The 25,122-nt window shown below is 71.8% G+C and carries 21 protein-coding genes and 2 pseudogenes; 6 read left to right on the forward strand and 17 right to left on the reverse strand.

Annotated features, from left to right (window positions below; all coding sequences use genetic code 11):
• Window positions 1–20: 20 nt before the first annotated feature.
• The 3 genes from ACH5A8_RS29800 (at window position 21) to ACH5A8_RS29810 (ending at window position 4,888) form a co-directional block, all read left to right on the forward strand.
• Window positions 21–3,206 (forward strand): amidohydrolase family protein, encoded by a 3,186-nt coding sequence (locus ACH5A8_RS29800; RefSeq protein WP_399007071.1) that lies wholly within the window; start codon window positions 21–23, stop codon window positions 3,204–3,206.
• Between the two features lie 182 nt (window positions 3,207–3,388).
• The gene (locus ACH5A8_RS29805; RefSeq protein ID WP_399007072.1) at window positions 3,389–4,162 is read left to right on the forward strand and encodes an MFS transporter; all 774 of its coding nucleotides are present in this window, start codon (window positions 3,389–3,391) and stop codon (window positions 4,160–4,162) included.
• A 267-nt stretch (window positions 4,163–4,429) separates the two neighbouring features.
• Window positions 4,430–4,888, forward strand: a complete 459-nt coding sequence (locus tag ACH5A8_RS29810) for a pyridoxamine 5'-phosphate oxidase family protein (RefSeq protein ID WP_399007073.1) — start codon at window positions 4,430–4,432, stop codon at window positions 4,886–4,888.
• A gap of 339 nt (window positions 4,889–5,227) precedes the next feature.
• Here ACH5A8_RS29810 and ACH5A8_RS29815 read toward each other — a convergent pair whose 3' ends face one another.
• The 3 genes from ACH5A8_RS29815 to ACH5A8_RS29825 all read right to left on the reverse strand — a co-directional run bounded on the left by ACH5A8_RS29815 (window position 5,228) and on the right by ACH5A8_RS29825 (window position 8,454).
• On the reverse strand, window positions 5,228–5,716 hold the full coding sequence (locus ACH5A8_RS29815; RefSeq protein WP_399007074.1) for a GNAT family N-acetyltransferase: 489 nt from the start codon (window positions 5,714–5,716) through the stop codon (window positions 5,228–5,230).
• Between the two features lie 249 nt (window positions 5,717–5,965).
• A complete protein-coding gene (locus tag ACH5A8_RS29820; RefSeq protein ID WP_399007075.1) occupies window positions 5,966–7,411 on the reverse strand; it encodes an amidohydrolase family protein in 1,446 nt (481 codons plus the stop codon).
• A gap of 83 nt (window positions 7,412–7,494) precedes the next feature.
• Window positions 7,495–8,454 (reverse strand): amidohydrolase family protein, encoded by a 960-nt coding sequence (locus ACH5A8_RS29825; RefSeq protein ID WP_399007076.1) that lies wholly within the window; start codon window positions 8,452–8,454, stop codon window positions 7,495–7,497.
• Window positions 8,455–8,536: 82 nt separating this feature from the next.
• Here ACH5A8_RS29825 and ACH5A8_RS29830 point away from each other — a divergent pair, with 82 nt between their 5' ends.
• Window positions 8,537–9,361, forward strand: a complete 825-nt coding sequence (locus ACH5A8_RS29830; RefSeq protein WP_399007077.1) for an IclR family transcriptional regulator — start codon at window positions 8,537–8,539, stop codon at window positions 9,359–9,361.
• A gap of 102 nt (window positions 9,362–9,463) precedes the next feature.
• Here the strand turns inward: ACH5A8_RS29830 and ACH5A8_RS29835 are convergent, their stop codons facing one another.
• The 12 genes and pseudogenes from ACH5A8_RS29835 to ACH5A8_RS29890 form a co-directional block, all read right to left on the reverse strand.
• Window positions 9,464–9,616, reverse strand: a complete 153-nt coding sequence (locus ACH5A8_RS29835) for a hypothetical protein (RefSeq protein WP_399007078.1) — start codon at window positions 9,614–9,616, stop codon at window positions 9,464–9,466.
• A 104-nt stretch (window positions 9,617–9,720) separates the two neighbouring features.
• Window positions 9,721–10,086, reverse strand: coding sequence for a glycoside hydrolase family 3 N-terminal domain-containing protein (locus tag ACH5A8_RS29840; RefSeq protein WP_399007079.1), 366 nt, complete (start codon window positions 10,084–10,086; stop codon window positions 9,721–9,723).
• Between the two features lie 350 nt (window positions 10,087–10,436).
• The gene (locus tag ACH5A8_RS29845; protein ID WP_399007080.1) at window positions 10,437–11,978 is read right to left on the reverse strand and encodes an ATP-binding protein; all 1,542 of its coding nucleotides are present in this window, start codon (window positions 11,976–11,978) and stop codon (window positions 10,437–10,439) included.
• Window positions 11,975–12,721: a response regulator transcription factor gene (locus tag ACH5A8_RS29850; protein ID WP_399007081.1), complete on the reverse strand. Its 747-nt coding sequence runs from the start codon at window positions 12,719–12,721 to the stop codon at window positions 11,975–11,977. Before ACH5A8_RS29850 ends, ACH5A8_RS29845 begins: the two co-directional genes overlap by 4 nt.
• A 70-nt stretch (window positions 12,722–12,791) precedes the next feature.
• On the reverse strand, window positions 12,792–14,342 hold the full coding sequence (locus tag ACH5A8_RS29855; RefSeq protein WP_399007082.1) for a streptophobe family protein: 1,551 nt from the start codon (window positions 14,340–14,342) through the stop codon (window positions 12,792–12,794).
• A 99-nt stretch (window positions 14,343–14,441) separates the two neighbouring features.
• Window positions 14,442–16,664 carry an MMPL family transporter gene (locus ACH5A8_RS29860; protein WP_399007083.1) on the reverse strand — a complete coding sequence of 741 codons (2,223 nt, stop codon included), beginning with the start codon at window positions 16,662–16,664 and terminating at the stop codon, window positions 14,442–14,444.
• A gap of 177 nt (window positions 16,665–16,841) precedes the next feature.
• Window positions 16,842–17,012 (reverse strand): hypothetical protein, encoded by a 171-nt coding sequence (locus ACH5A8_RS29865; protein ID WP_399007084.1) that lies wholly within the window; start codon window positions 17,010–17,012, stop codon window positions 16,842–16,844.
• A 97-nt stretch (window positions 17,013–17,109) separates the two neighbouring features.
• Window positions 17,110–17,298, reverse strand: a complete 189-nt coding sequence (locus ACH5A8_RS29870) for a hypothetical protein (RefSeq protein WP_399007239.1) — start codon at window positions 17,296–17,298, stop codon at window positions 17,110–17,112.
• A 29-nt stretch (window positions 17,299–17,327) separates the two neighbouring features.
• Window positions 17,328–17,594, reverse strand: a pseudogene (locus ACH5A8_RS29875) (transposase family protein); the annotation flags it as partial.
• 178 nt (window positions 17,595–17,772) lie between these two features.
• Window positions 17,773–18,015 carry a DUF5302 domain-containing protein gene (locus ACH5A8_RS29880; RefSeq protein WP_399007085.1) on the reverse strand — a complete coding sequence of 81 codons (243 nt, stop codon included), beginning with the start codon at window positions 18,013–18,015 and terminating at the stop codon, window positions 17,773–17,775.
• Window positions 18,016–18,220: 205 nt separating this feature from the next.
• Entirely contained in the window at window positions 18,221–19,636 is a 1,416-nt protein-coding gene (locus ACH5A8_RS29885; protein WP_399007086.1) for a DEAD/DEAH box helicase, read from the reverse strand.
• A 145-nt stretch (window positions 19,637–19,781) separates the two neighbouring features.
• Window positions 19,782–19,988: pseudogene (locus ACH5A8_RS29890) on the reverse strand (AraC family transcriptional regulator); the annotation flags it as partial.
• Window positions 19,989–20,184: 196 nt separating this feature from the next.
• On the opposite strand from ACH5A8_RS29890, the gene ACH5A8_RS29895 reads away from it, so the two are divergent.
• Entirely contained in the window at window positions 20,185–21,027 is an 843-nt protein-coding gene (locus ACH5A8_RS29895) for an RNA polymerase sigma factor SigF (RefSeq protein WP_399007087.1), read from the forward strand.
• A 79-nt stretch (window positions 21,028–21,106) separates the two neighbouring features.
• Here the strand turns inward: ACH5A8_RS29895 and ACH5A8_RS29900 are convergent, their stop codons facing one another.
• Both ACH5A8_RS29900 and ACH5A8_RS29905 read right to left on the reverse strand, forming a co-directional pair.
• Entirely contained in the window at window positions 21,107–21,280 is a 174-nt protein-coding gene (locus ACH5A8_RS29900) for an STAS domain-containing protein (RefSeq protein ID WP_399007088.1), read from the reverse strand.
• Between the two features lie 306 nt (window positions 21,281–21,586).
• Window positions 21,587–22,720, reverse strand: coding sequence for an FAD-dependent oxidoreductase (locus ACH5A8_RS29905; RefSeq protein ID WP_399007089.1), 1,134 nt, complete (start codon window positions 22,718–22,720; stop codon window positions 21,587–21,589).
• An 819-nt stretch (window positions 22,721–23,539) separates the two neighbouring features.
• Here ACH5A8_RS29905 and ACH5A8_RS29910 point away from each other — a divergent pair.
• Window positions 23,540–24,931: an MFS transporter gene (locus ACH5A8_RS29910; RefSeq protein ID WP_399007090.1), complete on the forward strand. Its 1,392-nt coding sequence runs from the start codon at window positions 23,540–23,542 to the stop codon at window positions 24,929–24,931.
• Window positions 24,932–25,122: the final 191 nt, after the last annotated feature.

Genomic DNA, 25,122 nt, shown 5'->3' on the forward strand with positions numbered 1-25,122 from the left:
CGCATCGAGAGGAACACGGCATGGACACAGGTCAGGGGTTCGTCAGCCGGCGATCCTTCCTGGAGGCGTCTGCCGCGGGCGCTGCCGCGGTGTCCCCCCTGCGGGTGCGCCCCGCCGCGGCGGGGCGCGTGCTGACGTACCGCGAGACGACCGGCGGATCGGTCACCGCCCGGCTCGGCGGGGACTTCGTGGTCGCCGAGGTGCAGGGCGTTCTGTGGCGGATCCCGCGCGTGGGCGGCGACGCCGTACGGCTGACCCGCTGGGAGCTGGAGGCGACCCGGCCCGCGCTCTCCCCGGACGGACGGACCGTGGCCGTGTGCGGTTACCAGGGCGGCGGCTTCCATCTGTGGACGATGCGGCCGGACGGTGGGGGGCTGCGCCGGCTCACCGACGGTCCGTGGGACGACCGGGGCGTGGCGTGGTCGCCGGACGGCACGCGGCTGGCGTTCTCCTCCGAGCGCGGCGGGGATCCGGTGGCCGGGGGCGCCTTCGGCCTGTGGACGCTGGACGTGAGCGACGGCCGGCCGACCCGGCTGACCGGCGGCGACCACGAGGACTACGACCCCGCGTGGTTCCCGGACGGACGGTCGCTGGTGTGCGTGCGCGCCGCCCACACCCCGGACGGCGGTGACGACGGAGGTCTGTCCCTGGTGCGTGTCCCGACCGCGGGCGGCCCGGCGCGGGTGCTGCGCACGGTCGCCGCCGGCCGGCTGCTGTGTCCGGCCGTCTCCCCCGCCGGCCGGATCGCCTATCTGCGGCTGACGGGCACGAGCAGTTCGCCGTCGCTGCCGGCCGCCACGGCGACGCTGATGGTGGACGACCAGGTGATCGCCGAGGGCGAGGACCTGGCGGCGGCCCCGCCGTGCTGGCTGGGCGAGGACCGGCTGCTGTACGTCGCGGACGGGCGCATCCGCGTCCGCCGTGTGGGCGCCCAGGGCGCCGCGGACGTCGAGGAGATCCCCTTCACCGCGCCGATGCCGGTGCCCGGGCCGCACCACCGGCCCGCGCGGAGGGTCCCCGACCCGGCTGTCCCCGTTCCCGTGCGGGGCCTCCACCGTCCGGTGCTGGCCCCGGACGGCCGCAGCGCGGCGTTCGTCGCGCTCAACGCCCTGTGGCTGCTCCCGCTCGAGGACACCGGGCCGGCGGCCGTCCCACGCCGCCTGGTGCGGGCCGCCGACGTGCACTACCTGCAGGCGCCGGCCTGGGCTCCGGACGGTCGCAGCCTGCTGTACTGCACCGACCGCGACGGACTGACCGCCGTGCACCGGCTGCGCCTGGCCGACCTGCATGACGAGCGGGTCACCGGCGACGGACGGCTGTATCCGGCGCTGTCGCCGGACGGCTCGCTCCTGGCCTGCCAGGACGTGACCGGGAACCTGCTGGTGCGCGACCTGGCCACAGGCGAGGAGCGGGTGGCGGCCCGCCCCATGGCGACCGACGGGCCTCCCGGCGCGCCCACCTGGTCCTCGGACGGCCGCCACCTGGCGTTCTGCGACCGTAACCGGCTCAACCGCCGCTTCCGCGAGGGCTACAACCTCATCCGGATCGTGGACGTCCGCACCGGCGCCGAGCGACGCCGGCTGCCCGCCGACCACCAGTCCCTGTCCGACCGGGTCGCCGCCGGACCCGTGTGGTCCCCCGACGGCCGCTGGATGGCGTTCGTCGCCGAGTCGGTGCTGTGGCTGCTGCCCGTCGCCGCCGACGGCACGCCCACGGGCCCCGCCCGCCGGCTCACCGACGAACCGGCCGACCACCCGAGCTGGGCCGGCGACTCCCGCACCCTCCTCTATCTCTCCTGCGGCGCGTTGCGGCTGCTCCGCCTCGACTCCGCACACGTCCCGGGCCGTCCGCGCACCGTCCCGCTCACGCTGACCGCCCGGCGGGCGCCTGGATCGTGGGAGCCGCTGCGCGTCCACGCCGGGCGGCTGTGGGACGGCACCGGCAGCGCGCCGCGCCAGGACATGGACGTCCTGATCCGCGGCGGCCGGATCACCGCCGTCGAGCCGCACCGTGCCCGCAGGCCGGGCCACCGCACCCTGGACGCCTCCGGGCAGACCGTCCTGCCCGGCCTGTTCGACAGCCACACCCACCCTTACACCGCCACTTACGGCGCCCGGCAGAACCTGACCTTCCTCGCCTACGGCATCACCACCACCGCCTGCATGGGCGGGCCGCTGTACGAGACGGTCCGGCTGCGCGAGTCGGCCGCCTCCGGGCACGGACTGGGTCCCAGGTCACTGGCGTGCGCCGAACTGATCGACGGCGCCCGTACCGCGTACGGCATGGGCCGCGCCCACCGCACCGAGCCGGGTGTGCGGGCCACGCTGCGGCGGGCCGCCGCTCTGGACGTGGACTTCGTCAAGACGTATGTCCGCGCGCCGGGAGAGACCATGGCACTGGCGGCGCGGGCCGCGCACCGGCTGGGCGTGCCGTGCGGCAGTCACCTGATCTTCCCCGGCCGGGCCGCCGGCCAGGACCTGACCACGCATCTGCAGGCCACCCAGCGGCTGCCGTACGGCCACGCCACCACGCCGCTCGGAGGCGTCCGCCAGGACCTGGTCGAGCAGTACGCGGACGGCGCCTTCGCGCTGATCGCCACGCCGTTCACCGCGCAGTGCCTGCTGGGCGCGGACCCGGCCCTCGCCGACGACCCGCGGGTGAACGCCCTGATGCCGCCCTGGGACGCCGCCGCCGTCCGCGACCGCGCCGCTACCGCGCCCACCCGGCGGCAACTGGACTCCCTGGCCACGGAGATGGCCGACTACCGGCGGCTGACCGAGCGGGGAGCCGTACTCGTCCTGGGCACGGACTCGCCCCTGGTGCCCGTGGGCCTCTCCCTCCACCTGGCGTTGCGCGCCCTGCACCGGCACGGCTTCAGCGCCGCCCAGGCCCTGCACACCGTCACCGTCGGCCCGGCCCGCCTCTTCGGTCTGGACCGGGACCTCGGCACGGTCGAGGCCGGCAAGCTCGCGGATCTGACCGTGGTCGACGGCGATCCGTTCGACGACTTCGACACCCTCGTCGACACACCCGTGGTGCTGCGCGACGGCATCCCCCACCACCGCGACGACCTGACCGCCCTCGGCCCGGCGGACACTCCCGCCCCTCCCCACACCACCTGGCTCGACGTCGCCCACCGCTTCCAGCACCCCTCCTGCTGCCACTCGGACGAGCTGTTCCGCCGCTCCGAATCGTCGCCGTCCTGACAAGCCCGCTCGGCGAGGTCATCGACCGCTTTCCGAACGGCGCTCCCGAAAAGTCCCGACTGCCGAAAAGTCCCGGCGCCTCGGATCCCCGTCGACGCGCACGTGCTGTCCCTGCTGCGGGCGCTGAACGCGCCCAGGCGTCCGGACCAGCTGACCGCGCCGGACGGGATGCGGTGCAGGTGGTGCTGCGTGACAGCATCGGGCAGCCGCTGGGCGGTGTGCTGTTCGCCTTCGCCGCCGCGGCTCCCTTCCTCCTCGACGGCGCCTCGTTCCTGCTCGGGGTGATGCTGCTGCTGTTCCCGGTCCTGCGAACGCTGCGGACCGCTCCGAGCGGGCCGCGGGCCGGCTGGTGGCCGATGGTCCGCGAGGGCATCGGCCACCTGCGCTCGGACGCGCTGCTGATGCGGCTGGCCCTGGTGCTCGGCGCGCTGAACTTCTTCACCATGAGCCTGGGCGTCCTCATGGTCCTCTACGTCGTCCAGTGGCTGCACCTTCCGGAGAGCGCGTACGGCTTCTTCCTCGCCGCCAACGCGCTCGGCGGGGTCGTCGGCGGGCTGGGCAGCGACTGGGTGCGACGGAGGATCGGCGTCCTCCCCGGCGCCGTGGCCGCCCTCGCCGTCATGGGCGTCGCCTGCCTGCTCCTCGGCGGCACCCGCGTGGCCGTCGTCGCCGCCGTCGCCTTCGGAGCCGTCGGATTCGGCATCGCCACCTGGCAGACACTGATCACCGCGTTCCGGCAGACCACCATCCCGACGGCCATCCTGGGCCGTGTGAACGGGGCCTTCCGTCTGCTGTCGGTGTGCGTCTCGCCGTTCGGCGCGATCACCGCCGGTGTCGTCGCCAAGTACACGCAGGTCAACGTCCCGATCCTGGTGTCCGGTGTCGGCATCCTCGCCCTCACCGCGATCAGCGGCGGCCCCCTGCTGCGCATGGGCGCGGCCCAGCCGGCGGCCTAGGGACCGTCTGACAAACCCCCGCCTGCACCGCGACGGTCCTCGCCGTGGCGGGTGGCCAGGTGTCCCGACCGGGGACGGGGGCTCGCCCGGGGCGACGAGGTCGACGGCCTCGGCGAGCGCGTCCGGGACGCTGCCCGCCACGCCGGAGAACCGGACGCCCCGCCGCGGCACACCGACGCCGGCGACGGGGACAGACTTCTGTCGCGCAAGTGGTCTCGGACGTGCCGTCCCCGAAATAGCGGGGCCGCCAAGGACGTTGATCACGTCATGACGCAAGGACCAGCACCTCGCCCACTGTCCGACGAAGCCCTCTCCAGGCTCCTCGGCCAGCAGCAGTTCGGCACGCTCGCCACCGTCAAGCGCAGCGGCCACCCCCACCTGACCACCATGCTGTACAGCTGGGATCCCGAAGCCCGCACGGTGCGGTTCTCGACGACGGCCGACCGGGTCAAGGTCGGGCATCTGCGGCGTGAACCGCGGGCGGCGCTCCATGTGCAAGGTGGCGACGTGTGGTCGTTCGCCGTCGCCGAAGGCGAAGCCGAGGTCTCCGAGACCACCACCGTTCCCGGTGACGCCGTCGGGCGGGAACTCCTCGAGATGATCCCGCGAGCGGCGAAGCCGGAGGATGAAGGCGCGTTCCTCGAACAGCTGGTCGCCGAGCGCCGGGTGGTCATCCGGTTGAAGGTGGACCGCCTGTACGGCACGGCCCTCGACATCGACGGCTAGGACGTATCAGGATCCGTGCCGTGGCCTACAGCAGCCCCCGCGCCAGGAGCTGTCGTCCGTCAGCAAGGGCCCGGTCCTGCAGACGTTTCGCCAGTCCCTCCGGCTCCGCCGGCCTCGCCGGACGAATTGGGACCCTCTCCACATCGGCCTTCGAGACAGCGGTCCCGGATCTCGACGCCCTCGAACGACGGCAGGTGTGTCTGCCGAGCCGGACCGGTGCTGGAGCCGGCCACGCACTCCCAGTCCCTGGTGCCGTGGCCGCGCGCCGCGGATCCCGCCCGGCCGCGGACCGGACTGCGGCGGCTGCGCCGCAACGGGTTCGCCGTCGACAAGGAGCGCTCATTCCGGAGCGACGCGAAATTCGAATTCGGGACGGTCCCACGGCATGGCGGGCGGGTTCGCCGGCACGGTCCCGGTCCGCACCGCGCCCACGCGGTGGTAGAAGTCCGCGGCGGGAACATGCGACACGACCTTGACGCGGTCGAGTCCGGCGGCACGGGCCTCGGACCGCATGTGCGCGACGAGCAGCCGCCCGATACCCCGTCGTTGCGCTTCGTCGGCGACGAACAGCAGGTCGAGCTCCGGTGGGGAGAGGACGAGCGAGTAGAACCCGAGCACCCGCCCGTCGGGTTCGTCTGCGTCGACGGCCACGAAGACGCGGTGGGCCTCGATGTAATCCGGCCCGACCCGGTAGCCCGCGACCGCGGCCGCGTACTGGCCCGCGTAGGCGCCTGAGCCACGCACGAGCCGCGTGAGCCGTCTGGCGTCCCGCGCCACGGCCCTCCGAATCCTGATCGGCCGGCTGATCGGGGAAGTGCGTGAACTCATCGGGAGAGTATGTCGCACAGAAGCATGCCGACACGCGCCGGGTCGGCTGCTCGGGCGGCACTGCCCGACCTGCCCGCCGGAGCGCTCGTGCGCCCCGCACCGGCCGTCACACACACGACGATGCCCCGACGGCCGTCGCGTCGTTCGAGGCGGTGGACGATGCGGGTGCGGGAGACGAGGTCGACGGTGCCGCCGTCGACCTCGGTGCGTTCCTCTCGTCCCGTCCCGCCGGGCGTGGAGATCCCGGATTCAGTGGGCGCCGGGCTTGGCGGCGATGCGCTCCAGGACCGCGTCGAGGTCGGTGCGGGACCACCAGGAGCCGTCGCGCATCACCCCCACGATCCGGTGCAGGGCGGTGTGCTCCTGCAGCGGGTCGTTGTCCAGGAGCACCAGGTCGGCGGGCATGCCGGGGAGGATCCGGCCGAAGGCGCCTTCCTCGCCCAGGAACCTGGCCGGCTCGGTCGTCGTCATCCGCAGGATGGTCAGCGGGTCCAGCCCGGCCTCGGCGAGGTGGTCGAACTCGTCGTGGAGGGCGAAGCCGGGGATGATGCCCGCCGCTCCGCAGGCGTCGGAGCCCGCAATCATGGGGACTCCGGCGTCGGCGAAGGTCTTGGTCATCCGCAGCTGCGCGGTCCAGTGCCCGCGCAGGGCCTCGCGGGTGGCGTCGGGAAGCTTCGAGAACTTCCTCGCCGACTTGTCCCACGCACGCAGCTCCTCGGGGGCCATGTAGCGGCGTCGGGGGTCCGCGGTGTGTTCCGGGGAGTCGCCGAACTGCTGCGTGTGGACCCGGATCAGCGTCGGGCACTGCCAGGTGGTGTGTTCGACGAACAGGGCGGCCAGTTCCTCCGCCTTGGCCTGGTCGTAGGAGCGGTCGGCCAGCTCGTAGGCGTGGGCTTCCGTTTCGGAGGTGCCTGTCGCGGGGTTCACGGCCATGCCTTTGACCAGCTTCATCGCCAGTTTGTCGGCACCGGGGAACTTCACCTTGGGGATCGGCGGGAGCTTGCGGGCGGCGTTGGCGGCCCGGACCTCGGCCTCGCGGGAGGACGCGGCGGCGAACACCGTGACACCCGGGCCGAGGTGTTCGATCGACCACACCCCGCCGCGCGCGGCCTCCCGGGGGTCGAGGTCCGCCGGCAGGTGACCCCCCAGCAGGATGCCGAGCCGGTTCGCCTCCTCGAGGGCGGCCATGAACGTGGTGCGGGTGGTGGCGCCGGCCTTGACGAAGTCGGCGCCGTCCCGGTGCTGCTCCCGGACGGCCCGCACCGCTCCCTCGACCGTGCTCGCGTTCAACGGGGTCAGCAGGTCGCCGGAGGTCGCCTTGAGCGCGGGTGCGCCGGTCGGCCGGGGCAGCCTGCCTTCGCGCCGCGACTTCAGCAGCGCCTTGTCGCCCGACATCTGGCGGAAGCCGACGACACCGTTGGCGAGCATCAGCGCGTAGGTGCCGTCGACATCCTGCGGGGTGTTCAAGGCGTGCATGTGCATGTCCATGAACCCCGGGACGACGAACCGGCCTCGTCCCTCCACCACGTGTGCGCCGGCGGCCGGCGCGCCGGTCGTCGTCACCGCCTTGATCCGGCCGCCCTCGACGACCACGTCCTGGCCCGGGGTGCGGCTCCCGTCCAGCGGATCGACGACGGTGACGTCCCGCACCACCACGCGCCCGTTGATCGCGGACGGGTTGACGTACCTGCTCATGTCACTCCTTGGTGTCATCACTGGGCTTCGACGGTCGGCTCCGCGCCGGGCCCGGGTCGTCCGTTCCTCCGGCCTGCGTCAGGTCATGCCGGATTCACGGTGAACAGACGGCGTGCGTTGCGGGTGGTGAGGTCCCGCCAGGTGTCGGTGGCGGACGGCTGTACCGCCGCGTCGACGGTCCTGACCTGGGCGAGGGCCGCGTCGGCGGGCGTCCAGCAGTAGTCGCTGCCGTACAGGAGACGCTCGGTGCCGAACGCCGCGTCGAGGGCCGGGATCTGGCGGGGGAAGGGCGTGCCGGCCATGTCGTACCAGAGGCGGCCCAGTTGCTCCACGGCGTTCGGCGCGTCCTCGGGGCCTGTGCCCAGCAGGGTGCGGAACAGTTCCATGCGGTCCGCGAGCAGCGGCAGTGCTCCGCCGCCGTGGGTCAGGACCCAGCGGATGCGCGGGTGACGGGTGAGGACGCCGCGGAAGAGCAGGTCACTCGCGGCGCGGGCGGTGTCGAAGAGGAACTCCAGCATCGGCCGCGGCCGGTTCAGGGAGAGGTCGTCGGCGTGGGGCGGTGAGGTGGGGTGGACGAAGACGACGGCGCCGCGGCGGTCGAGGTCCTCCCACAGTGGTTCGAGGCGGGGGTCGCCGAGGTAGAGGCCGTGGTGGTTGGTCTCCACCGCCACTCCGTCCGCACCGAGCTCGTCGAGGGCGTGTGCGGCTTCGGCGAGCGAACCCTCGACGTCGGGCAGCGGGAGGGAGGCGAAGTGCCCGAACCGCCGTGGATGCTCGCCGCGGACGCGGGCGGCGAACGCGTTGACCTCCCGCGCGAGGGCCCGGGCGGCGCCGTCGTCACCGAAATGGACGCCCGGCGAGGAGATCGACAGGTAGGACTTCTCGATGCCCGAGCGCTCCATCAGGTCGAGATGCCGGTCGACGGTCCATGTGGGCCAGCCGGGCATGCCGTCGGGATGCTCGATGCCCCCGGACCGGGCGGCGGCCACGTAGCCGTCGGTGAGGAAGTGGGCGTGGACGTCGATGAGTCCTGTCGAGGTCATCCGGGGCTCCTGGTGTGCGTGCGCGGTTTCGTACGGGCACCACCGTAGGAAGGGGGGCCGTACAGTGGCAGGGGTGATGCCGATGAATGAAACAGCGGGTTCCGCGGGTGGTGTCCGACCGAGGCGCGGGGGTCGGCCCGCGGAGGGGCAACCGGTCATCGAGCGGGCGTTCGACCTGCTCAACGCCTTCGACAGCGATCACCGTGCGCTGCCGCTCGCGGATCTCGCACGCCGCAGCGGCATACCCCGCAGCAGTGCGCTGAGGCTCGCCCGGTCGCTCGTGCACGTGGGTGCGCTGGAACGTCTCGACGACGGCCGCTTCGTCGTGGGGCTGCGGTTGCTGGAGACCGCTTCCCTGGCGCCCCGTGGTCACGGGCTGCGGTCCGTGGCCATGCCTTTCATGGAGGACCTCTTTCACGTCACCCGCCAGCATGTGCTGCTCGCCGTGCGCGACCAGGAGGAGGCGCTGCTCGTCGAGCGTCTCTCGGCGCTCGACGCCAGTCCCGTGCGGTACCGCGTAGGCGGCCGCCTCCCGCTGACGTCCACCGGTGTGGGACTGATCCTGCTCGCCTTCGCGCCGCCGGCCGTGCAGGACCATGTCATCGCCGGCTACGAGCCCGGCCACGGGGACGACGACATCGGCACTCCGGCCGATCTGCGCCGCACGCTCGCGGAGGTGCGGCGTGGTGACCTGGCCCTCGGCCGCCAGAGCCACCCCTGGCAGCTGAGTACCGTCGCCGCGCCGGTGCGGGACGGGGACGAGGTGGTGGCGGCGCTGTCGGTGGTGGCGCCCAGCCCCGGGTTCCCGGACGCGGGCTACGGCCCTGCCGTGCGGGCGACGGCCCGCGCGGTCTCCCGGCGGCTCTCGCAGGAGGGCCACCGTGCGAGGGGACATGCGCGGCCCTGAGGGCGCGGGCGGGCGTCGCCCGCCCTGTGGGCCGCGCCCTCCGTACCATCCGACGTCGCCGTCGTGGCGGACGGCCGGTGGGGTCGCCGTGCGGACACCGCCTCAGACGTCCCACCAGTCGAAGGCGCGGGTGGGTGTGTGTACGCCGCACGCCCGGTCCAGGCGGACCAGTTGGCCGCGGTGGAAGATCAAGGGCTTGTGGCGTCCGCCCGCCGCGGCCAGACGCCGCGCGATGAACTCTGCCGTCCCGGACACAGGACGAAGGGGCGGCCCGGGTGGGTTGCACCCCAGTCGGAGGTGATGAACCCGGTGAAGCCCAGGTCGTTCTTGAGGACGTTGTTCTGCAGCTGCCCGTTCTCTCAGGCGAAGGTGCCGTTGACGGCCGAGTACGAGCACATGGCCGAGTCGGCGTCGCCCTGCTTCACCGAAGTCTCGAACGCCGGCAGGTAGATCTCCCGCTCGGTGCGGTCGGAGACGATCGCGTTGTCGGTGATGTCGTTGCGGTTGGTCTCCTGGTTGTAGACCGCGTAGTGCTTCACCTGGGCCATCGGCCCCTGGCTCTGGATGCCCTGGATGTCGGCGGGGCCCATTTGTCCGGCGAGGTAGGCATCCTCTCCGAAGGACTCGAAAGCCCTTCCCCACCGCGGGTCGCGCACGATGTCGACGGTCGGGGCCAGCACCACGTTGGTGCCCTTGCCCCAGGGGTGCATCCCCGAACTGGGCAACTCGGACAGTTCGCTTCACCACCCCGCAGGGGCCGTCCCCGTCCCGACGCGCCGAGCGGGCCGCCGCACTCGGTCGAGGACTTCGCTCAGCTGCTGCACGAGGCGTTCGCCGTTCTGTCCAGCGGCGGTGCGTGGCCCGCGGGCCGACATGTCCAGCCGGCACATGCCTCAGATCTACGCATCGCGCCGCAGCCGACACCGGGTGAGCGACGTCCACCGGCACGCCACGCTCGGCAGCATCTGCAGACGCAGCCCGGGTCCGCCAGGGCCTTCCTCCACCACCCCGTTCGCGCTCTCTGCACGGCGCACCGCCTTCGGGCCACATCGCAGGGGGTGGCACGGTCGACGCCCTACCCGCCGCCGCCCGCTTCCGGCCGTGACGCGTCGGGCAGCGGGAGCTCGATGCGGAAGGTGCAGCCCTGCCCGGGGGCGGTGACGAGGGTGAGGCGGCCGTTGTGGGCGGTGACCAGGGCGTGGGCGATGGCGAGGCCGAGGCCCGAGCCGCCGGTGGTGCGGGCGCGGGAGTCGTCGGTGCGGTAGAAGCGGTCGAAGACGCGGTCGCGTTCGGCCGGGGTGAGGCCCGGGCCCTCGTCGGCGACTTCGAGGACGGCCCGGTCGCCCGCGGTGCCGACGCCGATACGGATCGAGGTGCCGGGCGGGGTGTGGGCGACGGCGTTGCCGATGAGATTGGTGACGACCTGACGCAGGCGGGCCTCGTCGGCGACGGCGGGGGCGGTGGCGGGTCTTCCGCCGCCGAGGCCGGTCAGGGTGACGGGGCGGGAGGCGTCCAGGGCACGTACGTCGTGGAGGGCGTCGGCGGCCAGAGTACGCAGGTCCATGGGGGCGAGGTCGAGGGCGAGGGCCGGATCCCGGTCGGAGAGCGCGTCTTCGTCGAGGCGGGCCAGGAGGAACATCTCCTCCACCAGGCGGGTGAGGCGTTCGGACTCGGCGGCGATCCGAGTCATCGTCTGGTCGACGTCCTCGCGGGTGGGGAGGGCGCCCATCCGGTAGAGGTCGGTGTAGCCCTTGATGCCGACGAGTGGGGTGCGGAGTTCATGTCCCGCGTCGGCGAAGAAGCGGTGGGTGCGGGCCTCTGCCTCGGCTCGGGCCCGGAAGGCCGTGTCGATCCGGTCGAGCATCTGGTTGAGGCAGGTGGTCAGGTGCCCCACCTCGGTGTGAGGGGCGGCCAGTTCGGGGACGCGGTGGGAGTGGTCGCCGGCGGTGATGGCGGTCGCCGTCTCCTCGATGCGGGTCAGTGGACGCAGCCCTGAGCGGACGGCGAACCAGCCGGCGACGGTCAGAGCGGCGAGCAGGACGGCGCCCACGGTCAGGGAGAGGTCGCGGGTCTTGGTGACGGTGCGGTCGACCTCGTCGAGGGAGGCGGCCACGACGACGCTGCCTCCGCCCGCGGCCCTGCCGGGCGGGAACATCCGCGTCGGCTGGATCAGGGCGATGACCCGCCACTCGTGGTCGCCGTCCTTCGCGGGGACGGCGAAGGGCCGGCCCCCGTGGGCGACGACGGCCGCCCGGTCCAGGGGCGGGAGTTCGGGGCCGCCGCCCGGGGGCACGGTGCCCGTCTCGAACGTCGCGCGGGTGGCGCCGGCATCGTCCAGATAGGTCACGGTGGTGTCGCCGAGGACGCTGAGGGCCCGCACGCTGGTCGGGACCCCGGTGCCTGCGGGTGGGGCGAGGCGGGCGGCGATCTGCCCGGTGAGGACGAGTCGGTCGTCGACGCGGTCCTGGAGGTAGCCGTGCAGGGCCGCGGTGACGATCACGCCGGTGCCGAGGAGACCGACCGCGACCAGGGCTGTGGTCAGGCACAACAGTCGGGTGCGGAGTGACAGCCGGAGCAGCCGCCGGTGTCCGGGCAGCCGCGGGACACGCCGCTTCACGCCCGGGGCTCGCGGATCACGTAACCGACGCCCCGGACGGTGTGGATCAGCTTGGGCCCGCCCTTGTCGACCTTGCGGCGCAGATAGCTGATGTACGTGTCGACGATGCTGGGGTCGCCGCCGAAGTCGTACTCCCAGACGGCGTCCAGGATCTGGTTCTTCGTCATGGTCCGTTCGGCGTTGGCGACGAGGAAGTGCAGGAGGCGGAACTCCGTCGGGGACAGGCGCACGGTCCGGCCGGCCCGGGCGACGTGGTGGCTGTCGGGTTCCAGCGTCAGGTCGCCGACGGTCATCCGGACGGGCTGCTCGCCCCGGGTGCGGCGCAGTACGGCGTGGATGCGGGCGATCAGTTCTTCGAGATCGAAGGGCTTGGTGACGTAGTCGTCTCCGCCGAGCCGCAGGCCGTTCAGCCGGTCCTGGCGGGCGTCGCGTGCGGTGACGAAGAGGACGGGCACGTCGCCACCGCGGCCGGGCAGGGCCGAGCGGGGCTGGGCCCGTAGGCGGCGGATCACCTCGAAGCCGTCCAGGTCCGGGAGCATCACGTCGAGCAGGACGAGGTCCGGCGTGCGGGCCGCGGCCAGTTCGAGGGCTTCCTGACCGGTTGCGGCGGCGTCGACGTCGAAGCCGGCGTAGCTCAGAGCGGCGCGCAGAAGTTCCCGGACGGTCGGCTCGTCGTCGACGACGAGCAGGTGGTGCCGGCCGGGGCGACCCACGGAGTGTGGGGGAGGTGCGGATGCCGCCATGGTGTGGATCGCTGCCTTCGTGGACTGAGGACTGGGCTGACAGGGGCCTTCTCAGGAGATCACATGGAGCTCACGACACCCTGTCCGACGGGACACGGCGGGCGGGTCGGGCGGCGGCCGACCGTCCACCCGTGGCGCCGCGCAACCGCGGGGTGGGGACCGAACGCCGGGCCCGTCGGCCGTGCAGGCGGCTGCCGGCGTAGGAACCGAGGGCCGCCAGGACGAATCCGGTCAGCGCGGACAGCCCCAGGCCGCCTTCCAGGCCCGCGGTCATGCCGCCCATCTCGTTGCCCATGAGGCTGATGCCGATCCGCAGCGACCCTTGCGCGAGAAAGGGGAGCACCAGAGCTGAGGCACCCACCGCGATGCCTGTGCGCAGGGCGATCTCCGAGTGGCGGTCGAGCAGGGCTTCGGAGTTCTCGCGCGGGGTGCGGGCCGGGGTGCGGGCGGAGGCCACATATCCGGCGATCACCAGGAGGAGCAGCACGAGGGTCATGGCGAGCAGCCACAGCGGCACGCCGGCGCCCGACCAGCCGCCGAGGTCGAGGGACTTGTCCGTGCCCGCCGCGTCCCCCTGACCGGCGCCCGCGCCGCCGAGCATGCCGAGCATCCCGCCACCGCCTTCGGGCTGCAACCGGTGCATGCCGGCCTGCCAGGAGGCGCCGAGGCCGGCGGTGAGCAGGACGGCGATCACGTTGGGGCCGAGGAGCAGCAGCAGGCCCGCCGCCTTCGCCGCCTGGTCCCGGCCGGTCAAGGACGCGGCCGCGGCCAGGAGCGCGACGACCAGGGCCGAGCAGCACAGCACGGTTCCGAAACCGGTCACGGTGGAGGCGACAGCATGCCACTTCAGGCGCAGGCGGCTGAGGGCGAGGGGGCGCGGGAGGGTCGTACGACGGGCGGCGAGGCAGCCGAGGGCGAGGACGGCCCCGACCCACAGAAGACCGAGGAGGACGGTCGCCGCGGTGTCGGTCTCGAACATGACCGACGACAGGCCCTTGGTGAGACCTCCGCCCCCGCCGCCTCCGAACCGGCTGAACGCTCCGGACGAGGCGCCCTTGCCGAAGCGCTCCGTCACGCTCTCCGGCAGCCGGGCCGTGCCCTGGGCCATGCCGGCGAGTATCGGGAGGACCACGGCCGAAGTCACCAGCGCGCCGCCGCACCGGGCCCACAGCAGCGCCGCAGCAGGCCGCTTCCGTCGGCGCAGGGGCCGGTAGAAGGCGGTCGCCAGGACCGCCGTGCCGAGGAACGTCAGCATCAGTGGCGTCACCGCCGCCTCACCGGTCAGGCCGAGGCTCAGACCTCCGCCTCCACCGCCCGGTCCCCCCAGCAGCCCGCCGAGGCCGCCGTCCGAACCGCCCCCGTCGCCGGAGCCGGCGGAGGGCGCCGACTCCAAGGTGACGCCGCCGCCGACGGCCATGCTCACCGTCATCGGCACCAGGCGGGAGACGGGGGCGATCGCCCCGGCGCCGAGGACCATGAGCGCCGTCCATGCGGCGGCTGTCATCGCGAGGACGGCGGTCGCGGCAGAGAGGGCCCCTTCGAGGGCGTGGCGCCAGGGCGAGCCGGGAGGACGGAGGGACGCGGGGACGGAGGGCATGGGGCGGGCTCCTGTGTACGACATGACGGGGTAAGGGGGAGGCCCGGGGCGGCGGGAGGGGGCCGCCCCGTGGACTGGGGCGCGAACCGGGGCGGCTCTCGGACCCCGGTCCCGGGCACGGGCTCAGTGGCCGGTGCCGGTTCTCGCGGGTTCGGCGCCCTTGTCGGAACCTCGGGGTGACGTGTCGGCCAGGGCGTCCCTCTGGTCCCGCTCCAGCCGCTCGCCCTCGACGTCCAGGTCGGGCACGAGCCGGTCCAGCCATCGGGGCAGCCGCCACGCCCGCCGGCCGAGCAGCGCCAGGACCGCGGGGACGAGCGCCATGCGCACGATGAAGGCGTCGAAGAGCACGGCCGCGGCAAGGCCGAAGCCGATGGTTTTGAGCATCTGCTCGTCGCTGCCCATGAAGGACGCGAACACCGAGATCATGATCACGGCCGCCGCGGTCACCACGCGGGCGCTGTGCTCGAAGCCGCTGACCACGGAGTCCTTCGGCGACTGCCCGTGCACGAACGCCTCGCGCATCCGCGTCACGAGGAACACCTCGTAGTCCATCGCGAGTCCGAAGACGACACCCACCATGAAGATCGGCATCATCGACATCACCGGTCCCGGCACCGCGACACCGAACACCGAGGACAACCAGCCCCACTGGAACACCGCGACCACCGCGCCGAGGCCGGCGAGGACGGACGACAGGAAGCCCAGCGCTGCCTTGAGCGGGACGAGGATCGAGCGGAAGACGGCGATGAGCAGCAGGAACGCCAGGCCGACCACGAGCCCCAGGTACGGGAGCAGCGCGCCGGAGAGTTTCCGCGAGACGTCCACGTTCATCGCCGTCGATCCGGCGACCAGGACGTGAGCGTCGCTGTCGCTCGCGAGTGCCGGGTCGCGCAGCGCGTGCACGAGGTCGGCCGTGTCGGTGCTCGACGGCGCGGTCGCCGGGACGACGTCGAGGACGGCGGTGTCGCCGGACTCGCTCAGCCGCGGCTGTCCGACCGCGGCGATGTCCTTCCTGTCACGGACTTCCTCGGCCACGTTCCCGGCGGCGGCCCTGGCGCTGCCGCTTCCCTCTGCCTGGACCACCACGGTGAGCGGGCCGTTGTAGCCAGGGCCGAAGCCGTCGGCGACCAGATCGTACGCGCGGCGCTGCGTGGTCGAGGCGGGCTTGCTCTCGTCGCCCGGGAGCCCCATCTTCAGTGACGCCGCCGGTACCGCGATCACGCCGAGCAGAGCGATGCCGCCCAGGAGGACCGCGACCGGTCGCCTCACGACGAACCGGGCCCAGCGGACACCCATGGACCGCTTCGGACCGCCGTCCCCGCCGCGACGCCGCTTGACGCGGGGCGGACCGATCCGACGGCCGCAGATCCCGAGCAGCGCGGGGATCAGCGTGACGGCGATGAGCACCGCGACGACGACCGTACCGGCCGCGGCGAGTCCCATCCGCGTGAGCAGCGGAATGCCCACCACAGCCAGGCCCGCGAGGGCGATGACCACGGTCAGGCCCGCGAACACGACCGCCGGTCCCGCGGTGCCGACCGCGTGCCCGGCCGCGTCCTCGCGACTGCGGCCACGCACGAGCTCAGCTCGGTAGCGGGAGACGACGAACAGGGCGTAGTCGATGCCGACGGCGAGGCCGATCATGGTGGCGAGCCCGCTCGTGGTCGAACCGAGCCCGAGCGGCTCCGCGAGCACCTTGATGGCCAGTCCGCCGATGCCGACGCCGAGGACGGCGGTGAGCAGCGGGAGTCCGGCGGCGAGCAGTGAGCCGAAGGTGATGACGAGCACCACGGCGGCCACCGCGAGGCCCAGGGCCTCGGAGGAATGGCCGCCGGCGACCGCGTTGACGGCATTGCCGCCGACCTCGACCTGCAGCTCCGTCGAGCCCGCCGTCTCGACGGTGTCCCGCAGCGCCGTGCGCGAGTTCTCCGCCAGCTTCGAGGCGGGCACCTCGTAGGAAACCTGAGCGTAGGCGGTGGAGCCGTCGGCGCTCACCGACCGGGTGGCGTACGGGTCGGTGACCCGTACGACCTGCGGATCGCCACCGAGGTCCCGGACCGTCTCCTGGACGGCCTTCTTCGCCTCCGGAGCGGTGATCTTGCCGTCCCTCGCCCGGAACACGACCCGGGCCGTCGCGCCGTCGGCGTTCAGCTCGGGGAAGCTCTTCTCCAAAAGGTCGTACGCCTGCTGTGCCTCCGTGCCGGGCATCGAGAAGTCGTTGGGCGGCGGGGCGGGAGCCCGTCCGGCCAGCACCCCCGTCCCCACGAGCAGTACCACCCACAGCAACGCGACCAGCCAGTGCCTCCGGAAGGAGAACCGGCCCAGCCCGGAAAGGAATGTGGCCACAGCAGACGCTCCACGTCGGTCGAGGCGTATCGGAACAGGTGCCGAACGCTGTCAGCCGGTCCTGATCACCTCCGGAGAGATCCTGGGAACTTCCTGAGAGTTCCGGGCGTCATCGCGGTGGGCGATGCCCGCAATTCCGGCAGGGCCGCTGTCACCGCGGCCCGATTCACAGGAAGTTCACCGAGTCGCTTCGAGGTGGGTATCGATCCGCAGGAACACCCGGACGAGCGGGGCGATCGGCACGTCCGGGGAGATGACCTGCGAGCCGAAGTGGACGGCGACGAGGCCGAGGCCGGGTGGGACGAAGAGCCGCTGGCCGGGTGGGACCCGTGTGGTGCTCTGGTCCACTTCTTGTGGACTGGTGGGTTACCGTCGAATCTGGGGGCGGTGGAGTGACGGAACCGCTGAATGATCATGAGGTGATGGCATCGCTCGCGAGCGGTCTTCAGCATCTTGATCCGGTTGACATGACCTCCACGACGCCGGAGTTCCAGGGCAGTGCGAGGCCGGCGATGACGGCGTCGGGGTCGCGTTCGAGATGCTGGGCGAAGTGCCGGAGGCTGGGTAGGTCGGTAGTGGAGGTGGCCGCTTCGATCCAGGTCGGCAACTGGTCGCCCTGGAGGTGAGCGACCATGTGGCCGAAGGAACGCTCGTGCTCGGAGGGGTGGGTGCGAGGGCGGCCAAGAGGTCGACGGTCTCGGTGACATACCGGTAGGCGGTGGTGGTTCCGACGCCGCATCCGGCCGCGGGCTGGGCATACGTGTGGCCTATCCGCAGGTGGGCGAGCGCGGGCAGGGCCTGGCGGCCGGCGCTCAGCCGTCGCCGGCGGGAACCGATCGCACGGCGGTGCCGCCGCTGCTGCTGCTGCTGCTGCGTGAGGAAACGGAGGGCAGAGCTGGACACGTCCAGCCCGGACGGGTAGACAAGCACGTGAAGCCCCTGGTGGAGACGGTTCTCTTGGTCGAAAACCCATCTACCAGGGGGCTTCACCACGTTGCCAGCCCAACTGCCCGACTCCATAGGCAGGTTGGAAAGGGTTCACCGCACGGGACGCGCGAGTGGATGGCGCCGGTGTCGGTGAAGCGGTCAGATCGCGGGACTCATCGACTCAGCCGCCGCTCTTGCGCCTGAACGACCGCTGGCTCGCAGCCGGGCCGTGCGCCGAACGCACCTTCGATCCATCGGACTTGGCGGCGATATCGGCGGCGTCCGCCTGCGCACCGCGCTTGCGCGCCAGGGCTTCGCGGAACTTGCGCTTGAGGTCGTAGTTGCCGTCGCCGTCCGGCTCCAGAGGGGACGTCTCAGGGGCATCCGGCTCCGAACCTTCCGTAGATACGGGCTCTGCCGTCATGGTGATCTCCTAGGTTCGGGGGTGGGCAAGCACAGCTTGTCATGCCGGGCGCAGTGCGAGGCGCCGGCAACGTCATCCCGCTCCGTTTCGGCGGGTATCTCTCTCGCGGCCGAAGGCGTTGACTTCGTAGGTGAGGCGCACATGACGGCTTCGGGTCGGGCCGAGGGTTGTCGATCCCGTGGCCAGGCTGCCAGGGCAACGGCTCTCAGCCGTTGCGACGCACGAGGGCGGCCCTGCGGGCCTCGGCGAGCTTGCGGGCCTCGCCCGCCTTCCGGGACTTGCCGCCGGCGCCGCGGGAGGTGCCCTTGCTGGTGCCGAGGCCGCGGAAGGGAGCGTTGGGATTCTTGGGTCGGGGGACGGCGGGCTCGCCGTCGAGCGGGGTCCCGGAGGGAGTCTTGGCGCCGGTGATCCGGCTCAGCTCCGCCTCGCCGGAGCGCACCTTGGTGACGGTCGGCTCGATGCCTGCCCCGGCCATCATTCGGCTCGTCTCGCGGCGCTGTCCCGCCAGCACGAGCGTGACCACGCTGCCGGACTCACCGGCGCGAGCGGTGCGGCCCGCCCGGTGCACATAGTCCTTGGCGTCGGTGGGCGGGTCGACGTTGACCACGAGATCCAGGTCGTCGACGTGCAGGCCACGGGCCGCGACGTTGGTCGCCACCAGAACGGTGATCTGGCCATTCTTGAACTGCGCCAGGGTCCGCGTGCGCTGCGGCTGGGACTTGCCGCTGTGCAGGGCCCCGGCGTGCACCCCGCTGGCCCGCAGATGCCGGGTGAGCTGGTCGACGGCGTGCTTGGTGTCGAGGAACAGCAGTACACGGCCGTCGCGGGCGGCGATCTCCGTGGTGACGGCGTAGCGGTCGGGGCCGTGGACGACCAGAACGTGGTGCTCCATCGTCGTGACTGTGCCCGCGGCCGGATCGACCGAGTGGACGATGGGGTCGTGGAGGTAGCGGCGGACCAGGTGATCGACGTCGCGGTCCAGAGTGGCCGAGAACAGCATCCGCTGACCGTCGGGCTGCACCTGGTCGAGCAGGTCGACCACCTGCGGCAGGAATCCCAGGTCACACATCTGGTCGGCCTCGTCCAGCACGGTGATCCTCACCCGTCCCAGACGGCAGGCGTTGCGCTCGATCAGGTCGTGCAGGCGTCCGGGGGTGGCGACGACCACCTCGGCTCCCTGGCGTAGCGCGGCAATCTGTCGGCCGATCGACATGCCGCCGACGACCGTGGCGATCCGCAGCCGCAGTGCCTCCGCGTACGGCGCCAGCGCCTGGGTGACCTGCTGGGCCAGCTCCCGGGTAGGCACCAGGATCAGAGCAAGGGGCTGCTTCGGTTCCGCGCGCCGCCCGGCCGTCCGTGCGAGCAGCGGCAGGCCGAAGGCGAGCGTCTTGCCCGATCCGGTGCGCCCACGCCCCAGGACATCGCACCCCTTCAGGGCATCGGGCAGCGTGGCGGCCTGGATCGGAAAGGGGTCGCGCACCCCGAGGTCGCTCAGGGTCCGCAGCACCTCCGCCGGCAGTTCCAGACCGGCGAAGGTGACGGCCGGGGGCGACGCCGGGGTCGTTGCCTCGGGCCGGGCGGGACTGCCGTGCGCGATGCCGGAGTCATTGGGATGCTTCATGAACAGCCTTCCGCAAGGGAACGTACCGAGGGAGGCCCGGCAGGTTTGAACAGCCCACGCACAAGCCGAGCGGAACAGGAAGAATCGCCCACCGCGACGACCACGCAAACGCGTGAGACTAACACATGGCACAACCTCGCGCCGGGTCGCTGTTCTCCAGCGGGTACTGAGCGTGTCGGACGCGTGCGCGGAGCAGCCACTGCAGCGGGGTCGTGCCGGTCTGTTCACGGAAGCGGCGGCTGAAAGTGCGGGTGCTCATGGCGCAGCGGGCAGCCATGTCCTCCAGAGTGAGATCCTCGGCGAGGTGGTCCTGGATCCAGGCCAGTGTCGGTTCCAGAAGTGAGCCGCGCGGGCGGTCGGCCCTGCGCAACGACCGCTGTCGCCTCAGGGGCACTGGCCCCGCCGTGTGTCCTGGCGCATGGGCGGAGCCCGATCCACCGTTCGCTCAGGGAGCAGGCATGGGTGCAGGATGACGGGGTAAGCGGCGGCGTGTCGGCCGTTTCTTCGGCAGGCGGCAGCGGTGAGATCGATCGTGGGAGGGTATCAGCATGGCGCCCAGCACGCTGGCAACGCGCACCCGGACGGCCGAGCTGCCCAAGGTCGTCGATCCTTCCCAGGTGGCGCCCAAGGACGCTCGTGAGCTGTCCAAGCTGTTCTTCCGGCAGTTGGCGGTGCTGGAAGAGGGCACGCCGGAGTACAGCTATGCCCGTAACACGCTGATCGAGATGAACATGTCCCTGGTCCGCTTCGCGGCCGGCCGGTTCCGCAGCCGCGGGCCGGAGGAGATGGAGGACATCGTCCAGGTCGGCATGATCGGACTGATCAAGGCCATCGACCGGTTCGAGCTGTCGAGGGAGGCGGAGTTCACCTCCTTCGCCATCCCCTACATCGTCGGCGAGATCAAGCGCTTCTTCCGCGACACCACCTGGGCCGTGCACGTGCCGCGCCGGCTGCAGGAGGCCCGCGTTCAGCTCGCCAAGGCGACGGAGGAGCTGCGCAGCCGTCTCGACCGTGACCCGACGGTCAAGGAGCTGTCGGAGTTGATGAGCCTGTCCGAGGACGAGGTCCGCGAGGCCCGCTTGGCCTCGAACGGTTACAACTCCTCCTCCCTGGACGCCACGCTCAACGGCAGCGAGGACGGCGAGGCGGCCCTCCAGGACTTCATCGGAACCGAGGACGCGGCTCTGGAGCTGGTGGAGGACTTCTACGCCCTCGCCCCCATGATCGCCGAACTCGACGAGCGCGACCGGCAGCTCATTCACATGCGATTCGTGGAGGAGCTCACCCAGGCTCAGATCGGCGAACGTCTGGGTGTCTCGCAGATGCACGTCTCGCGGCTGCTGTCCCGGTGCCTGGCCCGGCTGCGCGAAGGCATGCTCATGACCGGCTGAGTCTCTTCGCGGTACCCCTCTTGATGCCCGCCACGGCTGTGGCGGGCATCAGCATGCTCAGTTCGTCCGGCTGACGGATTCAGGCGGCAAGTGCGTCACGCAGGGTTGGGTGGCAGGGGATGACCTCGGTGAGGCCGACGATCTTGATGGTCTCTAAGACGGCGGGGCTCGGCGCAGCGAGTCGCAGCCGGCCGCCATGGCTCTGCGCGGCATGATGCGCGGCGATAAGAGCGTTGATACCGCTGGAGTCCATGAAGCTGACGCCGGCAAGGCCGCTATCAGGTCGACGTCCACCACCGGGTCGCGACCCAGCCCGCCCCCACCGGCGACCTCTATGTACAGAACGCCGAGCTGCACACCCACCGCGTGGCACACCCGACCAAGCCGTTCCCGGATGCGATCGCCGAACTCACCATTCTCCTCGCACCGGGCGAGGCGCTGCACTGAGGCCCTCGGCCGTGACGGGGCCGTGTCCACGAATGGCTGATCCCGACGCCCGGGGCCGTGATCAAGGACGCGGTGTCCAATTGCCGCTTGCCCGGCTCACCGTCTGACCTGGTCAGTGGTTGCCGTCGGCAGCGAAGTCGGGCAGTTGGGTGGACAGTAGATGTTCGGCGGCACCGTCAAGGAGTTGGGCCATCTTCGTGGAGCGGGGAAACATGGTCTCCTCATAGGCGTGGATGGCGTCGTCGACGGTGTCGTGGTGTGCGAGGGCAAGGGCGAGTTCGCAGGCATCCAGCATGGCCAGGTTGACACCGACGCCGAGCGGGGGCATGAGGTGGGCGGCGTCACCGAGCAGAGTCACTGTGGGGCTGTGCTCCCAGGTGTGCGGGACGGGCAGGGCGAAGATCGGGCGGTCGACGTAGAGGCCGTCGTTGTCGGTGATCAGCTGGCGCAGGCGAGGTGACCAGTTGCGGTAGCGCTCCAGGAGGAGGGCGCGGACACCGTCGGTGTCCTCGGGGGTGAGGCCGCCGGCGGTGATCCAGTCGACCGGGGCCCGCTGGATGATGTAGACGCGGATGTGGTCGCCACTGTTGCGCTGGGCGAACAGGCCGCGGTCGCCATCGGCTGCTGCGGCGCCGCCCTGGCCGACCATTTCAGCGATGTCGGAGTGCCGGGCCTCGACATGGTGGAACCAGGCTTCCAGGAAGCTCACGCCGCTGTACTGGGGGACGGCCGGGGAAATGACGCGGCGGACCTTGGACCAGGCGCCGTCGGCGCCGACGACGAGGTCCGCTTCGGCGGTGGAGCCGTCGGCGAAGTGCAGCTGCCGGGGACCTTCGTCGGGGCCGCTGATGGCCTGCAGGGTATGGCCCCATCGTACGGTGCCGGATTGAAGCGAGTTGAGCAGCAGGTCGCGCAACTGGCCGCGGTCGATCTCCGGCTTGAACCGCTCACCCTCCTCGGGGGCGTGGTGGAAGAGGATCGTGCCGGCCGGGTCCATCTGGCGCATCTCCTGGCCCTCGGGGCGGGCCAGTTGGAAGAACTCCTCCAGAAGACCGGCTTCACGCAGGGCGATCTGGCCGTTGTCGGCGTGCAGGTCGAGGGTGCCGCCCTGGTTGCGGGCGTCGGGGCCGGCGTCACGGTCGTAGACGGTGGCGGTGATGCCGTGCTGCTGGAGGATGCGAGCGCAGGTCAGGCCGCCGGGGCCGGCGCCGATGATGGCGATGCGGGGTGCCGGAGTGGTGTGCATGGTGGTGCTCCGTTCGTTCCGTGCAGCGATGCCGCGACTGCATACGGCTGATGGGATGGCGGGGTCTCGTCGAGAAGCGAGAGGGGCCGGGCAGCGCCTCGCGGCCGTCACACCAGAAAAGCACACCGAACCAATAAGTGCAACGACTCAACCTTTAGAGTCGATTAACCGAAGAGGGTGAGGTGCCGATATGCCCAGCACTACGACCGACACCGCGACGCAGCCGGGCGGGTGTTGCCGGGGTCGCTCGGGTATAGGCAGCGAGCGGGCCGGCCGGCAGCCGTTCTTTGAGGTCTGCCGGGCCGTGGGCCAGGAGCACCAGACCGCTGGACGAGGCGTACAGCGGCAGGCGTACAGCGGCAGGCGTCCGGCGATCCGGGTGTAGTTGATCACCGCGTTCGATGCCGAAAGGCGTTCGAGGAACAGCACCTCGTCACCGTCGAGGACCCCCAGTTGCACGGCGACTGACGGCCGATCGGTCCCGAACGTCCTGGTTCCACGCGGCGTGGTCAGCACCAAGTCAGCACGGGAGAAGCGGGGACAGGTGATGACATGGGCTTTTGGTCAGCACCGAACCAGCACGGGATTTCGTGACGACCTTCCATAGCGTGCCGGAACAGGGCGACTCGGACGCCCCCCTTCACCTCCCTCGGAAGCCGTTTCCTTACCGTTCGCGCGGCTCCCCCACGGCCCCCATGGTGGGCACCCGCACCCCCCGGCCCGAAACTATGGTGTCCCATCACATACGCCTCTCACCTGCCCGTTCCTACGGTGTGGCGACACGTAAACGTCCCCGTCACACGCCAGGAAGTGGTGCCGATGTCGTCGCCCGCAGCCGCTCCGCCAGCTCCGAACCACCTCAAGCGCATCGTCGCCGCCAGCCTCATCGGGACCACCATCGAGTGGTACGACTACTTCCTCTACGGTTCCGCCGCCGCCCTGGTCTTCGGCCATGTGTTCTTCCCCGACTCCGATCCGCTGACCGGGACGCTGCTCTCCTTCCTCACCTACGCCATCGGCTTCGCCGCGCGTCCGCTCGGGGCCGTGGTGTTCGGGCACTACGGCGACCGTGTCGGGCGCAAGAAGCTGCTGGTCATCAGCCTGCTGATGATGGGCGGCTCCACCGCCCTGATCGGCTGTGTGCCCGGTTACGACACGATCGGCGTCGCGGCCCCGCTGCTGCTCACCACGCTGCGTCTGATCCAGGGCTTCGCTCTCGGCGGCGAGTGGGGCGGTGCGGTCCTGCTGGTGTCCGAGCACGGTGACGCCAGGCGGCGCGGGTTCTGGGCGTCCTGGCCGCAGGGCGGCGCGCCCGCCGGCAACCTGATCGCCGTCGGCGTCCTCTCCCTGATGACCGGGACGCTCAGCGACGACGCCTTCAACTCCTGGGGCTGGCGGGTGCCGTTCCTGCTCTCGGCCGTGCTGGTCATGATCGGTCTGTGGATCCGGCTGTCCGTGGACGAGTCGCCGCTGTTCAAGGAGGCGCTGGCCAAGGCCGAGCAGCGCAAGGCGCGGCAGAAGGCCGAGCAGTTGCCGTTCGTCGCCGTTCTGCGCAACCACTGGCGTGACGTCCTGGTCGCCATGGGCGCCCGGATGGCCGAGAACATCTCCTACTACGTGATCACCGCCTTCGTCCTCACCTACTGCGTCGAACACCTCGACATCGGCAAGCAGACGGCGCTCAACGCGGTGCTGATCGGCTCGGCCGTGCAGTTCTGCCTGATCCCGCTGTTCGGCGCCCTCTCCGACAAGGTCGGCCGCAAGCCGGTCTACCTGGTGGGCGCGGTCGGCGTCGGCGCGTGGTCGTGGGCCTTCTTCGGCCTGCTGGACACCAAGTCCTTCCCGGCGCTCGTCCTCGCCGTCACCGTCGGCCTCGTCTTCCACAGCGCCATGTACGCCCCGCAGGCGGCGTTCTTCTCCGAGCTGTTCGCCACCCGGATGCGCTACACCGGCGCGTCCATCGGCGCCCAGCTCTCCTCGGTGGCGGCCGGGGCGCCCGCACCGCTGATCGCCACGGCGCTGCTCGGCTCCTACGGCAGCTCCGTGCCGATCTCGGTGTACGTCGGGCTGTCCGCCGTGATCACCGTGGTCGCCGTGGCCGTCGCCCGGGAGACCCGCGGCAGCGACCTGGCCGCGGTCGAGCCCGCCGGTGAGGGCGCGCCGCGACCGGCCGCCGCCGCCACCGACCAGCAGGCGACCGCGTCCACCTGACGCCCGGCGGCCCGCCCGCCGCGACGAGGGGGCCGGGTCCTCCGGTCCTCCTCCGTCCGCCGCGCGGAGCGGGCCGGCGCCTTCGGACTTCCGGCCGTCCTCCGACCGCCGCGACGAGGGGGCCTGATCCTCCGGGCCCCCTTGGGCGGCTCCCGCTCCCGCCGTCTCCCCCCTCCCCACGCCTGCCCTCT

It is taken from the genome of Streptomyces sp. NPDC018610 (assembly GCF_044391765.1).
Taxonomy (GTDB): Bacteria; Actinomycetota; Actinomycetes; order Streptomycetales; family Streptomycetaceae; genus Streptomyces.

What these genes read in the sequence shown, in the direction of transcription:
- ACH5A8_RS29800 (WP_399007071.1), top strand. Translation starts at nt 21, where the DNA reads ATGGACACAGGTCAGGGGTTCGTCAGCCGGCGATCCTTCCTGGAGGCG.
- ACH5A8_RS29810 (WP_399007073.1), top strand. Translation starts at nt 4,430, where the DNA reads ATGACGCAAGGACCAGCACCTCGCCCACTGTCCGACGAAGCCCTCTCC.
- ACH5A8_RS29815 (WP_399007074.1), bottom strand. Translation starts at nt 5,716, where the DNA reads ATGAGTTCACGCACTTCCCCGATCAGCCGGCCGATCAGGATTCGGAGG.
- ACH5A8_RS29820 (WP_399007075.1), bottom strand. Translation starts at nt 7,411, where the DNA reads ATGAGCAGGTACGTCAACCCGTCCGCGATCAACGGGCGCGTGGTGGTG.
- ACH5A8_RS29825 (WP_399007076.1), bottom strand. Translation starts at nt 8,454, where the DNA reads ATGACCTCGACAGGACTCATCGACGTCCACGCCCACTTCCTCACCGAC.
- ACH5A8_RS29830 (WP_399007077.1), top strand. Translation starts at nt 8,537, where the DNA reads ATGAATGAAACAGCGGGTTCCGCGGGTGGTGTCCGACCGAGGCGCGGG.
- ACH5A8_RS29850 (WP_399007081.1), bottom strand. Translation starts at nt 12,721, where the DNA reads ATGGCGGCATCCGCACCTCCCCCACACTCCGTGGGTCGCCCCGGCCGG.
- ACH5A8_RS29855 (WP_399007082.1), bottom strand. Translation starts at nt 14,342, where the DNA reads ATGTCGTACACAGGAGCCCGCCCCATGCCCTCCGTCCCCGCGTCCCTC.
- ACH5A8_RS29870 (WP_399007239.1), bottom strand. Translation starts at nt 17,298, where the DNA reads ATGGTCGCTCACCTCCAGGGCGACCAGTTGCCGACCTGGATCGAAGCG.
- ACH5A8_RS29880 (WP_399007085.1), bottom strand. Translation starts at nt 18,015, where the DNA reads ATGACGGCAGAGCCCGTATCTACGGAAGGTTCGGAGCCGGATGCCCCT.
- ACH5A8_RS29885 (WP_399007086.1), bottom strand. Translation starts at nt 19,636, where the DNA reads ATGAAGCATCCCAATGACTCCGGCATCGCGCACGGCAGTCCCGCCCGG.
- ACH5A8_RS29895 (WP_399007087.1), top strand. Translation starts at nt 20,185, where the DNA reads ATGGCGCCCAGCACGCTGGCAACGCGCACCCGGACGGCCGAGCTGCCC.
- ACH5A8_RS29900 (WP_399007088.1), bottom strand. Translation starts at nt 21,280, where the DNA reads ATGGACTCCAGCGGTATCAACGCTCTTATCGCCGCGCATCATGCCGCG.
- ACH5A8_RS29905 (WP_399007089.1), bottom strand. Translation starts at nt 22,720, where the DNA reads ATGCACACCACTCCGGCACCCCGCATCGCCATCATCGGCGCCGGCCCC.
- ACH5A8_RS29910 (WP_399007090.1), top strand. Translation starts at nt 23,540, where the DNA reads ATGTCGTCGCCCGCAGCCGCTCCGCCAGCTCCGAACCACCTCAAGCGC.